This is a genomic window from Streptomyces albicerus (assembly GCF_008905045.1).
GTDB lineage: Bacteria > Actinomycetota > Actinomycetes > Streptomycetales > Streptomycetaceae > Streptomyces > Streptomyces albicerus.
This window is the reverse complement of sequence record NZ_VWMY01000048.1, coordinates 1-12621: the sequence shown is the minus strand read 5'-3', so window position 1 is coordinate 12621 and position 12621 is coordinate 1. Positions and strand designations below refer to the sequence as shown.

Below are 12621 nucleotides of genomic sequence, written 5' to 3'. Positions count from 1 at the left end.
ATGACCTGGGACAGGGTGCGGCGGTAGTCGGTCAGGAGGGACCGACAGGCGGCGCAGTTCAGATGTTTGTGCCCCATATAGGGGACGGCCTGGGCGAGAGCGAGGAGGAGTCCCAGGTCGGCGGCGAGGCCCACGGTCTCCTCGGGGCTGTCTTGGAGGTCGCGTGCGGTGATCGCCGACAGGGTCTCAAGCGCGAGCAGGCCTCAGCCATGCACGACGGCGGCGAGGCCCGCCGGAGAACCGGCGTCGATCCAGCGTGGGAGGCGGGAGGGCGACAGCAGTTCGTCGACGGCCATGAAGGCCGCGCCGGTCAGGCCCGCTCGGTCGCTGAGCGGCGAGAAGTCGATCCGCAGGTCGTGCGCGGCGGAGGGGAAGGCCAGCCGGTAGGCCTCCTCGCGGATGGCGGCGAGAAGCAGGTCGCCGCTGCTGGCGACACCTCCGCCGATGAGGACGAGGGACGGGTTGGCAACGTTGACCAACGCTGCCAGCGCGCGCCCGACCAGATGCCCGGCCCGGGTGAGTCGGGCCACGCAGTACGGATCGCCCGCTGCCGCAGCCTCGGCGAGGTCGCGGGCGTCGACGCGGCCGCCCGCGGCGAGGCGGGCGGCCAGTACGGGGCTTTCACCCGACCGCGCGGCCCGGTCGGCGGCGGTCGCGAGCGAGTCGCCGCCCGCGTACAGCACGAGGCAGCCGGTCGCGCCGCACCAGCAGACCGCTGACGGATCGTCAATGACGCTGACATGGCCGAGTTCGCCGGCGCTGCCGCTCGCACCGCGGATCAGGTGGCCCCCGGCGACGAGCCCGGCGCCGATGCCAGTGCCGAGTTTGACGTAGGCGAGATTGTCCACGCTGCGGCGGAACGTGCCGCGGTGCTCGCCGAGCGCCATCAGGTTGACCTCGTTGTCCGCCCACACGGGGACGTCGAACCGCGCGCTGAGCCGCTTGCGGACCGGGTAGCCGCCCCAGCCCCGCGACGGCAGCCAGTCGAGCGGGATCGCGCAGCCAGTGAGCGCGTCGACCGGCCCCAGAAGGCCGATGCCGATGCCCCACAGCGGGGCACCTCCGTGGGGCTGGGCGGCGAGCAGATCGTCGAACAGCTCCTCGACCCTGGCCAGTACGGTGTCAGCGCCGTGCGACGCGGTGGCGGGCTCTTCCTGGTGCGCCAGCAGATTGCCGTCCAGGTCGGCGAGACCGACACTGAGGCTGGTGCTGCCGAGTTCGGCGACCAGGATCCGGCCGGCGTCGGCACGGAAGCGCAACTGGCGGGCCGAGCGGCCACCGGTGGAGGGGGCGAGTTCGCCCTCTTCCAGCAGGCCCCGCTCCAGCAGGTCGGCGATCCGCTGAGTGACGAGTTTGCGGCCGAAGCCGGATCGTGCGATGAGTTCGGGCCGGGTGGTGGCCGCTCCCGCACGGACCATGTCGAGCAGCGTGCACAAGGTCTGTGCGGCGTCGGGCGCCGGGACGGTCATGCGGGATCCTCCTGCGAGGGCGTCGCTCAGGTGAGGTCGGTCAGTTCGAGGCGTCCGGCGGGCGAGCCCACGGGCAGCCACCGGGCCAGCGCCGGAGTGGAGAACAACTCGTCGGCGACCATGCGGGCGGCGCCCACCAGCCCGATGTCCAAGCCGTTCACGCCGTCCGCCGACCGAAGGATGCGCAGGTCGCGCGTGGCGAGCGGCAGCGAGCGCTCGTACAGCGTCCGCCGTACCGTAGCCAGTACCAGGTCGCCTGCCGCCACCACTCCGCCCCCTAGCACGATGACCGTCGGATTGTAGAAGTTGACGACGGTGGACAGCATCTCGCCCACCAGCTGCCCGGACCGGGTGAGGAGGGCGATGGCCACCGGGTCCCCTGCGTGCGCCGCGTCGGCCACGTCGCGGGCCTCGATGTTGCCGCGCTCGTCGAGGCGGGCGGCCAGGAAGAGACTCGATCCGTCACGCGCCGCGGCTGCGCCTTCCCTGGCCAGCGCGACTCCGCCGGCGAGTGCCTCCAGGCAGTCGTACCTGCCGCAGCGACACACCACCGGCTTCTCGCTGCGTACGCCGATATGGCCGACATCGCCGGCGGCACCTCTGGCTCCGCGATGCAGGCGGCCCCCGGTCAGCAGTCCGGCACCGATACCGGTGCCGATCTTGACGTAGACGACGTCCTGCTCGCCGCGGGCGACCCCGCTGTGCAGTTCACCGAGTGCCAGGACGTTGACGTCGTTGTCGACCCACGCCGGAGCCCGGAAGCGGGCGGCCAGCCGGTCGCGGACCGGGTAGCCGTCCCAGCCGGGCATGATCGGCGGCGCGACCGGGCGTCCCATGCGGAACTCCACGGGCCCGGGCAGCCCGACCCCGACGCCCCACACGGGAGGCGCCTGCGCGGTCAGTCCGTCCAGCAGCCGTTCGAACAGCTCTTCAAGCCGGGCCAGCGCCGCCTCCGGCCCGGCCGAGATGAGGTGGGGCTCGTGGTGGCGACGCAGGATCCGGCCGTCCAGGTCGGCGATGCCCGCGCTGAGTCCGGTGGCGCCGAACTGGGCGACCAGGAGCGTGCCCGCGCCGGACCCGAATCGCAGTTCGCGAGGGGTCCGGCTGGCGGTGGAGCCGCCGGGTCCCTCCTCGGCGAGCAGTCGGCGGTCGACCAGCGCGGCCACCAGGGTGCTGAGCGCCTTGCGACCGAGGCCGGAGTGTCGGCTCAGCTCCCGGCGAGTGGTCGTCCTTCCGGTGCGCACCAGGTCGAGCAGACGGGCGGCGTCGTTGATCCGTTCCCCGGCGGACAGCCCCGTCACGCCGTCCTGGCCGACACTCATGCGTTCTTCCTCCACCTTCAGCTGCTCGACACCCCAGTTTATCGGCCGAATGGAGATTTAGACGATGCTCAGGGCATTGACTTAAGTTCCTGCGGAACTTAAGTTGCTCCCGATCGCGCCAACTTATGTGATGTAGATCCCATATCCCTCAGGGTGTGTCCGCCTTGAGTGAGGTGACGACCACGACGAGACGGAGGGCCGCACCCCCATGTCAGACCGCCTACGCTCCGCGATCGTGGGAACCGGATTCATCGGCTCCGTCCACGCTCGCGCCGTCCACGCCGCCGGAGGCGTGGTCACCGCCGTCGCGGCCAGCACCCCCGAGCGCGGCGCCGAGGCCGCCCGCCGCCTGAACGCCGAGCGCTGCGGCAGCGCCGAGGAGATCGTGACCGCCGACGACGTGGACCTGGTGCACATCTGCACCCCGAACCATCTGCACGCCGAGCTCGCCGAACGGGCCCTCGCCGCCGGCAAGCACGTCATCTGCGAGAAGCCGCTCGCCACCGCCACCGCCGACGCCCGCCGCATGACCGAACTCGCCGCGGCAGCCGGGGCGGTAGCGGCTGTGCCGTTCGTCTATCGCTTCTACTCCACCGTGCGCGACGCGCGCGGCCGGGTACGGCGCGGCGACGCCGGGCCGCTGCGGCTGCTGCACGGCACGTATCTGCAGGACTGGCTCTCCCGGCCCGAGGACGACAATTGGCGCACCGACCCGGCGCTCGGCGGGCTCTCGCGCGCCTTCGGCGACATCGGTGTGCACTGGTGCGACCTGGTGGAGTTCACCAGCGGTCACCGGATCACCCGGCTCGCGGCCCGCCTCCTGCACACGCCGCGCGGCACGACGGGTACGGAGGACGGTGTCGTAGTCCAGTTCGAGACCGACCTCGGCGCCCTCGGCTCGGCTGTGATCAGCCAGGTGTCACCGGGCCGCAAGAACCGGCTCTGGTTCTCGCTGGACGGTGCCGACGCCTCCTTCCAGTTCGACCAGGAGAACCCCGACGCCCTGTGGGTCGGCGGACGCGGCACCAACACCGTCGTACCGCGCGGCGCCGAGACCACCACCGCACCGGCGCACCCCTACGACCTTGTCCCGGTCGGCCACCCGCAGGGCTACCAGGACTGCTTCACCTCCTTCGTCACCGATGTGCACGCCGCGATCGCCGGCGACCCGCCGGACGGACTGCCGGTCTTCGCCGACGGCCTGCGGGCCGCCCTGCTCACCGATGTCGTACTCAAGTCGGCCGCCGAAGGCGGCAGTTGGACGGGGGTGGCGGAATGAAACTCGGCTTCCTGACCGCCTGCCTGCCCCGGCTCACCCTCGCCGAGATCGCCGCCTGGGCCGCGGAGCAGAAGTACGAGGCCCTGGAGGTGGCCGCCTGGCCCGCCCTCGGCGACCGGCCGTTCACCGCCACCCATGTCGACGCCGCCGGCTTCGGCGCCGCGGCCGCCGATGACGTACAGGAACTGTTCGACCGGCACTCCCTGACACTGTCGTCGCTCGCCTACTACGACAACAACCTGCACCCCGACCCCGCCGAGCGCGAAGCCGTCCACTCCCATGTCCGCGCCTGCGTCGACGCCGCCGCCCTGCTCGGCTGCCCGACTATCGGCACCTTCGTGGGCCGCCACCCCGGCAAGTCCGTCACCGAGAACCTGCGCGAGGCCGAAAAGGCCTTCGCCCCGCTGGTCGAGCACGCCGGGGAGAAGGGCGTCAAGCTCGTCATCGAGAACTGCGTGATGGAGGGCTGGCATCCCGACGGCTACCCCGGCAACCTCGCCTACTCGCCGGAGCTGTGGGAGTGGATGTTCTCTCTCGGCCTCTACCTCAATTACGACCCCTCCCATCTGGTGTGGATGGGCATCAACCCGGTCGAGGCGATGCGCCCGTACGTCGACCGGATCGCACACGCCCAGGCCAAGGACATCCAGCTCTTCCCCGACCGCCGCACCCGCTACGGCTGGCCCGGCAAGGCCGTCCTGCGCGAAGACCCCTGGGACACCGGCTGGTGGCGCTACCGGGTCCCGGGACTCGGCGACGTCGACTGGCGGCGGGTGACCGACACGCTCTACGAGGGCGGTTACCAAGGCGTGCTCTCCGTCGAGCACGAGGACCCCGTCTGGGGCGGCACTGAGGACCGGATCCGCACCGGCCTGCTGATCGCCCACCGCACGCTGCGCCCGCTCCTGATCGCCTGACCGGCATCCCCGCGCACTTTTCCCCGCACCCGGACACCCCCGGCCGGCTCCCGCACGACTCCCCGTACAACGACGTATCGCAAGGAGAGACCATGACCGTGGGCAACTTCCCCTCGACAGACGGCCGATACTCACGTCGTGGCTTCCTCGGCCTCGGTGCCGCGGCGGTCGGCAGCGCACTCCTGGCCGCCTGCGGAGGCGGCTCCTCGTCCGGAGGTGATGGCAAGGGCCTGAAGTTCTGGGACATGATCTGGGGCCCGGCCGCATACATCAAGGCCGCCACGACGCTGACCGAGGCGTATAAGCCTTCCGCCGGCCACGCCGAGTTCTCCTACCAGTCCATTCCGTGGGCCAACTTCGTGCAGACCTTCTCCTCCGCCATCGCCTCCAAGACCGGACCCGCGGTCAGCTCCGGTGCGGGCTACCAGGCGCTGCAGTACTTCGACCAGGGCGCGATCGCCCCGGCGGACGACCTGGTGGCCAAGCTCAAGGCCGAGGACTTCCTGCCCGGCACTCTCGAACCGCTCAAGTACCAGGGCTCGTACGTCGCGGTCCCCTGGCAGGTCGACATCCGCGTGCTCTACTACCGCGAGTCGCTCCTGGAGAAGGCCGGCGCGGACGTGCCGACCGACTGGGACAGCTTCAAGGCCGCCTGCGTGAAGTTGAAGAAGGTCGGCGCGTCCGGCTTCGGCATGGCCGGCGGAGCCACCACCACCCTCGGCTCCCAGCAGGTGCTGTCGATGCTCTACAACAACGGCGGCGGAATGTACGACAAGGACGGCAGGCCCGACTGCGTCACCGACCGCAACATCGAGACCCTCGACTTCCTGCGCGAGCTGGTCTCCCTCGGCGCGATCGACAAGCGCTTCGTCAGCTACACCACGGACAACTTCGTGGCCGACCTCACCTCCGGGAAGATCGGCATGGCCTTCGCCCCACCCGGCTACGAGTCCAACTTCTCGAAGGCGCAGCAAAGCGACTTCAAGGTCGCCAGTCCGCTCTCCGGCCCGCACGGCGACAAGGGCACGGTCTCCTGGATCAACAACCTCATGATGTACAAGAACGCCGGGTCCCAAGCGGACGCCGAGGCGTTCCTCTCCTACTACCTCGACCACATGAAGGCGTACTGGCAGCAGGGCCTCATCCAGGCCATGCCCGTCCGCAAGAGCATCGTCGAGCTGCCGGAGTTCCAGAAGAACGCCAACAACGCCAAGACCGCGGCGGAGTGGCAGCCGGTCGGCAAGACCGAGGCGACACTCGGCACGACCCTCTTCCCGAGCCTCAACGCCGTGGACGGCGGCAAGGCGCTCTCGGACTTCGCCCAGCAGATCATCCAGGGCGGCACCGACTCCAAGACCCTGCTGCAGAAGCTCCAGACGGGCATCGAGGCGGTATCGAAGTGAGCACCGTCCAGATCGCGAAGGGCGGTCTCCAGGTGCGCAGCCGGGGCCCCGGCGGGCAGAAGCCCGCTCGTGCCCGCCGCAGCCGGGGGGTCACCATGGGCGCCCTGGTCGCGCCCTCCCTCGTCCTCATCGTGCTGATCAACGCCTACCCGCTGGTCTACGCAGCGATCCAGGCCACCCACGACAGCACCCTGATCAGCTCTGGGCCGTACGTCGGCGCGGACAACTTCTCCGCCGCGCTGTCCGACCCCGCCTTCTGGAAAGCCGCCCGCTTCACCTTGTACTTCACCCTGGTCGGGGTGTTCGGCAGCTGGGCGGTCGGCCTGGGCCTGACCCTGCTGCTGCGCAGCGGGGTGCCCGGCAGGTCGGTGTTCCGGGTGCTTCTGCTGCTGCCCTGGGTGGTGCCGGTCGTGGTATCGGCGACCAGCTGGAACTGGCTGGCCAACACCCACGACAGCCCGCTGCCCACGCTGGCCCGCGTACTCGGCTTCGGCGACGTGCTCTTCCTCGCCGATCCGACGCTCGCCGCGCTCACCGTGTTCGCGTTCAAAGTGTGGGTGAGCTTCCCGTTCATGATGATGACCACCTCGGCCGCGCTGGAGGCGGTGGACCAGAACGTGTACGAGGCCGCGCGGATGGACGGGGCGAGTTCCTTCCAGCAGTTCTTCCACATCACGCTCCCGCTGATCGCCCGGCCCACCTACATCAGCTGGGTACTGATGACGATCTTCTGCGTGAACGACTTCCCCACCATCTTCCTGCTGACCGGCGGAGGCCCCGTCGACGCCACCAACTCGCTGGTCGTCTACGCCTACCGGCTCGTCTTCCAGGACTTCCGGCCCGGCTACGGAATCGCCGTCGCCTTCCTCATGACCGCGGTCCTGAGCGGTGTCGCGGCCGTCCTCTTCCGCCAGATCAGGAAGGCGGCACGGTGAACACGTATACCCACAACAGGAGCTACGGCCGCTGGCTGCGGTTCGCCGTCCTGGCCCTGATCACCGCCGTGGCGCTGGTACCCCTGGGCGCCGTGGTGCTCCTCGCGTTGCAGCCCCGGGCCGGCACCGGCGAGACCGGGCTGACGCTCAGCACGCTCTCGTACGTCCTCACCGACACAGGGGCGACGACCTGGCTCGGCAACAGCCTCCTGGCGGCACTGATCTCCACCGCCGCCGCAGTAGTGGTCGCGGCGCCGGCGGGATACGTGCTGTCGCGAGGGCGCGGCAAGGCCGTCTCCGGATACTCACTGGCGCTGTTCCTGGTGCAGTCGTTCCCGGTGGTCGTCTTCGTCATCCCGTTGTTTATCCTCTTCGCGAAGTTGGACCTGGCCGACTCCATCACCGGACTGACCATCGTGTACGTCGCGGCCACGATGTCGGTGGCGTGCTGGATGATGGCCGCGTACATGGACTCGATCCCGGTCTCGCTGGAAGAGGCCGCCTGGATCGACGGCTGCTCCCTGGCCAGCGGCTTCCTCAGAATCGTGCTGCCGAACTCGCTGCCCGGAGTGCTGTCGACCGCCATCTTCAGCTTCCTGCTGGCCTGGAACGACTACCTCGTGGCCCTCGTGTTCCTGCGCAGCACCGACAAGTTCACCCTTCCCATCGGGCTGCAGACGTTCTTCCAGCAGAACTCCACCGACTGGGGCCCCGTCATGTCCGTCGCGGTGCTGATGATGATCCCGCCGATCCTGGTCTTCGCCGCGCTCAACAAGTTCTTCAGCGTCGGCGGCATCGGCGGATCACTGGCCGGCCAATAGGGCCTTGTTCCCCACCCCTTGGCCCCTTTTCTCACACCGCCTGACCTTCCCTCACACCCCCCGGAAGGAATCTCTGTGCTCGCACAGGTCGCGTTCAACCCCCTGACATGGCTCTTCTCCCCGACGGGCCGCTTTGACCCGGAATCCGCCCCGCCGCTGCCGGAGATCTACCGCGAGATCCGCGAGGCCGGGTTCGACGCCGTCCACATCGAGATCCCCGACAGCATGGCCACCGCTGACTACCAGCAGCTGCTCGCTGACAGCGGACTGGCCCCCGCGCCCGGCTACTTCCAGGCTCCCTTCAGCGACCCGGCCGCCGTGCCGGAGGCGATCGAGGCGGCCAAGCGCACCGCCGGTCAGCACGCCGAGCTGGGGCTCACCCGGATCTTCATCGCCGACGGCTTCCCTGCCGTTCCCCGGCTGGTGCTGCCCGCACAGGGCACAGACCCGGACGCGGCTCGGCTCGACCGTGTCGCCCAGGGCATCGGCCAGGCCGCCGAGGCGATGGTCGCCGAAGGCGTCACGCCCTGTCTGCACCAGCACGTCGGCACCTGGATCGAGACCGAGGCCGAGACTGACGCCGTGCTCGCGGCCGTCGAACCCGCGCTGCTCCTCCTCGGCCCCGACACCGGACACCTGGCTTGGGCCGGAGCCGACCCGGCCCGCTTCATCGCCAAACACTTGGACCGGGTCGGCGCCGTGCACCTGAAGGACATGCACAGCGCCGTACGGACCGAAGCCAGGACCGGGCCCCTGGACTACGGCAGCGCCACCGCCCGCCACCTGTGGACCGAACCCGGCCGCGGGGACATCGACTTCGACGCGGTCCTCGAGGTGCTCGCCCGCTTCGACGGCTGGTACGTCGTCGAGGTCGACATCGCCGACCAGCCCACCCCGAAGGACACAGCCGCCGTCAGCGCGCGATGGGTCAAGCAGCACCTCACCGGCCGCCGCGGCCAGGAGGTCACCGCATGAGCAAGCCGCTCGGCGTCGGCCTGCTCGGAGCCGGCCCCGTCACCCAGGCCATCCACCTGCCGACCCTGGCCACCCTCGGCGACCGGCTGCGCGTCACCCACGTCATGGACGTCGCCTCCGACCTCGCGGCCACGGTCGCCGCCCGGGCCGGCGCCCGGCACAGCAGCACCGTCGAGGAACTGCTCGCCGACGACGCTGTGGACGTGGTGGCCATCTGCAGCCCGCACGCGTTCCACGCCGACCAGGTGACCGCCGCCGTCGCGGCCGGCAAGCGCGGCATCCTGTGCGAAAAGCCACTTGCCACCACCAAGGTCGAGGCGGAGCGTATCGCCCAGGCGGCAGGGGAGGGCGGTGTCCCGGTCGTGGTCGGGGCGATGCACGCCTACGACCCGGCATGGATCGCGGTACGGGAGGAATGGGGAGACCTGCCGGAGCGCGCGCACCTCGTACGCTCCCGGATCTACCTTCCCGGCAACGATGAGTTCGTGGCCCTGGCCGCAGACCCGGCGTTTCCCGCGCCACCACCCCCCGCGGGCCCGCGCCCAACCGCAGCCGATCGTCTAAGGGCCGGCATCCTCGGCCTGGCCACCCACGCCGTACCGCAACTGCGGCACTTCCTGCCCGGCCCGGTCCGGGTGGTCTCCGCACAGACCATGACGCCGTTCGGCTACCGCCTGGTGCTCACCGGGGACGACGGCCGCACCGCCGAACTCGTCGCCCTCATGCCGGGCGCCTGGGAGCCCGACTGGACCTTCGAAGCCTGGGCCCCAGGGGCCCGGCTGCACATGACCTACCCGCCGTCCTACGTACTCGCCGGCTCCGCCACCGCGACCCTGACCGACGTCTCCGGCGACCGCTGCTGGCGGTTCCCGGCCAACGGCTACCAGGTGGAGTGGTTGCACCTGGCCGACGTGGTCGACGGCCACGCCGAACCGCTGATCGGGCTGCCCATCGCCATCGCTGACATGCTCTACGCCCTCGAAGCGGCCGACGGCGCCGCCTCTCTGCTCGAGGACCAGGCATGACCGTCAGCACACCCGCCGGTCCCGCGACAGAAAGGGTCAGCCAGTGACCGACCTCTCCCCGCCGCTCACCGTCGCCTTCGACGGCCCGGTGACCGCCGCCCGGCACATCTCGGTCCTCGCCGGGCTGTCCGGTCGTTTCCGTACGACACGGTCCGAGACGACCTTGACCCCGGATGTTCTGGTAGTCGACGGCACCATCCCCGACTGGCCCGCCGCCTGCGCAGGGGCCCGCGCGGTTCTGGTCGACCGTCCCCGTCCCGGCATGGCCGAACTCCCGGACGCCCCCCTGTTCTTCGCCGACAGCGGATACGCCACCGCCCCGGCCTGGACCGCCGAACTGCCCCGCATCCGCGCCTCTCTGGACGACACCGTCGCCATCGTCGAGTCCACCGTCGCCGTGCCCCACCCCGACGGGCTCTCCGACGGCCTCTTCTCCCAACTCGCCCTGCTCCGAGACCTCTTCGGCACCAACGTCCCGCTGACCCCCTCGGCCGTCACTCCGGGCCGCGGCTACCTCCTCACAGGCTCTGCAGGCACCGCCGTCGTCTCCCTGTCCGGCACCGTCGGCCCACCCGGCCTCACGCTCACCACCGTCGCCCCCGCCGACCGCTGGCACATCACCATGCCGGCACCCGGAACCGCCCGCTCGGCCGTCGTCACCCAGTTCACCGCCGACGGAGCGCACACGGCCCGCCCCCGCTTCGAATCCCCTCGGCGAGCCCTCTGGCGCACCATCCACACCCACCTCACCGAATACCAACCCGCCTGCTCGGCCCACCAGTTGGCATCCGCCCTCCCCGACCTGACCACCATCGCCTGCGTGCTGGCTACCCATGAGGGGTGGTGCGGAGATGGGTACGACCACCGTCGATCACCGGTTGGCGTGTGGACAAACGGAGGTTGATCGTTGTGGTCCCACCCATGCAGTGATCCACCGCCGCCCCCGGGTGGGCCACTCGCCGCCGTTACCGCTCAAGCCACAGCGGTGCGCCGACGAAGGCCCTGGCGTCACTGCTCGATGTCGTAGTTTCGTGGGTAGGCGGTGACTCGCTGTTCGGCGGTCAGCTTCCGGCCGATCGTGAGCCGGCCGACACCGGCGAGCTTCAAGTCGATGGCGTCGGCGCGGTGGTGAAATCCGGCTGGTCTGGTGGCCCGGTGGGGCGGTCCATGAACGTTTCCTTGGCCCCGTGACCCCATCCATGACCGATGACTGTAGTGAGCTGATACAGACTTCTGTCGCGTCGCTCGGTCGGGATGGCGCTGTGGGAGAGGGCCTCGACTGTTTGACCGGGTTCCACGAGCTGGATCGGCCGTGGCCGACTCGCGCTCGTCTCAGCTTGTCCTGAACTGCCCAGACTTCGGTGCAGGGACGGCGCGGGGAGGCGGAGATGACGGATCGATGTGGACGGGGCTCGGCTGCTCGCCGCTGGTGAAAGGCAATGGCGAAGCCGGTCGGGCTCGGCGGCAGTGGACTGCTGATCGTGCTGGCTGTCTTTTGGTCGGCACTGTGGCCCTACGTCATAGGAGCCCTGGTCCTCGGCGGCGCGGGGGCAGCAGGCTGGTGCCTGTGGCGCGCGGACAGGAGGGTGCGTGCCCGGGACCGCCGTTGGCGACAAGAAGAGGCGGTGAAGGCCGGGCGTCGAACCTTGGCCGAGGTGGATGCGATGACCGGAACCGAGTTCGAGGACCTGGTCGCCGCGCTGTGCCGTGAGCTACGTGACCTGCTGGGCGTCAGGGTGCACTTCCGGGCCGACGCTGCGGTGTTCGTGACGACCACCCGGTTCAGCCGCCCGTCCGAGAGGTTCGCGGTGAGGGATCCGACCGATGGTGCTGGTCAACGCACTCGGTCGGGTGAATCCGGCGCCTGGAGAGAACCCTGCCGTGCGCAAACACGTACTGACAGACGTGGACCCCATCCAAGAAGCGCATCTGTCCGAACCCGGCCTGCTCGTCCTCGAAGTGGCGGGCCTGGACGACGACACCGTGTACGCCTTCCAGAACGCGATCGCCCCAACATGGGCCGCGACCGTCGACCGAACCACCTGCGATGCAGGCCAGCCCGGCGTGCGGCTGCGTATGTACGTCGATCTGCGGCAGGTCCTGACGCAGGCATCTTCGCCGGAGCGGGCATTGACCGCCATCACACATGAGGCCTGGTCCGCCACCACGGGGGGAGCGGCGGACCAGGCCTGAGGTGCACCGTGCCACACCTGCCGCCGACGTGCGCGGTCTGCGGGTGAAGTCAGTGCAGGAGTCTGTGGCTTCGTTCGGGCAGTCCGCTACGCGTGGGCCGCGGCAGGGCACGAACGAAGGCTTAGTTGTTGCGGGTCAGGACGTTGGTGACGGCGCATAGTGGTGGGCAAGGTTGGTGGCGAGGTCGCGGAGGTGAGCCCTGGCTTCGGTGGGGCCGTGCACAGTGATGGCGCTCCCGAACGGCAGTAGTGCTCGCACGTCCTCCAGATGCAGGAAGCGGAT

11 protein-coding genes are annotated in these 12621 nt (G+C 70.0%); 9 read left to right on the top strand and 2 right to left on the bottom strand.

The window, feature by feature from the left end; genetic code table 11:
- Positions 1 to 203 precede the first annotated feature (203 nt).
- Both GAS53_RS36245 and GAS53_RS36240 read right to left on the bottom strand, forming a co-directional pair.
- Positions 204 to 1469, bottom strand: a complete 1266-nt coding sequence (locus GAS53_RS36245; protein ID WP_151482016.1) for an ROK family protein — start codon at positions 1467 to 1469, stop codon at positions 204 to 206.
- Positions 1470 to 1495: 26 nt separating this feature from the next.
- Positions 1496 to 2791 (bottom strand): ROK family protein, encoded by a 1296-nt coding sequence (locus GAS53_RS36240; RefSeq protein WP_151482015.1) that lies wholly within the window; start codon positions 2789 to 2791, stop codon positions 1496 to 1498.
- A gap of 208 nt (positions 2792 to 2999) precedes the next feature.
- Between GAS53_RS36240 and GAS53_RS36235 the strand changes: the two genes are divergently transcribed.
- The 9 genes from GAS53_RS36235 to GAS53_RS36190 all read left to right on the top strand — a co-directional run bounded on the left by GAS53_RS36235 (position 3000) and on the right by GAS53_RS36190 (position 12339).
- Positions 3000 to 4070 (top strand): Gfo/Idh/MocA family protein, encoded by a 1071-nt coding sequence (locus GAS53_RS36235; protein WP_151482014.1) that lies wholly within the window; start codon positions 3000 to 3002, stop codon positions 4068 to 4070.
- Positions 4067 to 4987, top strand: coding sequence for a sugar phosphate isomerase/epimerase family protein (locus GAS53_RS36230; RefSeq protein WP_151482013.1), 921 nt, complete (start codon positions 4067 to 4069; stop codon positions 4985 to 4987). The genes GAS53_RS36235 and GAS53_RS36230 overlap by 4 nt, the downstream gene beginning before the upstream one ends.
- A 92-nt stretch (positions 4988 to 5079) precedes the next feature.
- Positions 5080 to 6390, top strand: a complete 1311-nt coding sequence (locus GAS53_RS36225; protein WP_151482012.1) for an ABC transporter substrate-binding protein — start codon at positions 5080 to 5082, stop codon at positions 6388 to 6390.
- Positions 6387 to 7325 carry a carbohydrate ABC transporter permease gene (locus GAS53_RS36220; protein WP_225859302.1) on the top strand — a complete coding sequence of 313 codons (939 nt, stop codon included), beginning with the start codon at positions 6387 to 6389 and terminating at the stop codon, positions 7323 to 7325. Before GAS53_RS36225 ends, GAS53_RS36220 begins: the two co-directional genes overlap by 4 nt.
- The gene (locus GAS53_RS36215; RefSeq protein ID WP_151482011.1) at positions 7322 to 8146 is read left to right on the top strand and encodes a carbohydrate ABC transporter permease; all 825 of its coding nucleotides are present in this window, start codon (positions 7322 to 7324) and stop codon (positions 8144 to 8146) included. Before GAS53_RS36220 ends, GAS53_RS36215 begins: the two co-directional genes overlap by 4 nt.
- 75 nt (positions 8147 to 8221) lie before the next feature.
- Positions 8222 to 9121 (top strand): sugar phosphate isomerase/epimerase family protein, encoded by a 900-nt coding sequence (locus GAS53_RS36210; protein WP_192583438.1) that lies wholly within the window; start codon positions 8222 to 8224, stop codon positions 9119 to 9121.
- Positions 9118 to 10146: a Gfo/Idh/MocA family protein gene (locus GAS53_RS36205; RefSeq protein WP_151482009.1), complete on the top strand. Its 1029-nt coding sequence runs from the start codon at positions 9118 to 9120 to the stop codon at positions 10144 to 10146. Before GAS53_RS36210 ends, GAS53_RS36205 begins: the two co-directional genes overlap by 4 nt.
- Positions 10147 to 10189: 43 nt before the next feature.
- Entirely contained in the window at positions 10190 to 11050 is an 861-nt protein-coding gene (locus GAS53_RS36200; protein ID WP_151482008.1) for a hypothetical protein, read from the top strand.
- 1001 nt (positions 11051 to 12051) lie between these two features.
- Positions 12052 to 12339, top strand: coding sequence for a DUF6207 family protein (locus tag GAS53_RS36190; RefSeq protein WP_225859301.1), 288 nt, complete (start codon positions 12052 to 12054; stop codon positions 12337 to 12339).
- Positions 12340 to 12621: the final 282 nt, after the last annotated feature.

Excerpts from the sequence above, each read along its gene's own strand:
- GAS53_RS36245 (WP_151482016.1), bottom strand. The coding sequence starts at position 1,469 with ATGACCGTCCCGGCGCCCGACGCCGCACAGACCTTGTGCACGCTGCTC.
- GAS53_RS36240 (WP_151482015.1), bottom strand. The coding sequence starts at position 2,791 with ATGAGTGTCGGCCAGGACGGCGTGACGGGGCTGTCCGCCGGGGAACGG.
- GAS53_RS36235 (WP_151482014.1), top strand. The coding sequence starts at position 3,000 with ATGTCAGACCGCCTACGCTCCGCGATCGTGGGAACCGGATTCATCGGC.
- GAS53_RS36230 (WP_151482013.1), top strand. The coding sequence starts at position 4,067 with ATGAAACTCGGCTTCCTGACCGCCTGCCTGCCCCGGCTCACCCTCGCC.
- GAS53_RS36225 (WP_151482012.1), top strand. The coding sequence starts at position 5,080 with ATGACCGTGGGCAACTTCCCCTCGACAGACGGCCGATACTCACGTCGT.
- GAS53_RS36205 (WP_151482009.1), top strand. The coding sequence starts at position 9,118 with ATGAGCAAGCCGCTCGGCGTCGGCCTGCTCGGAGCCGGCCCCGTCACC.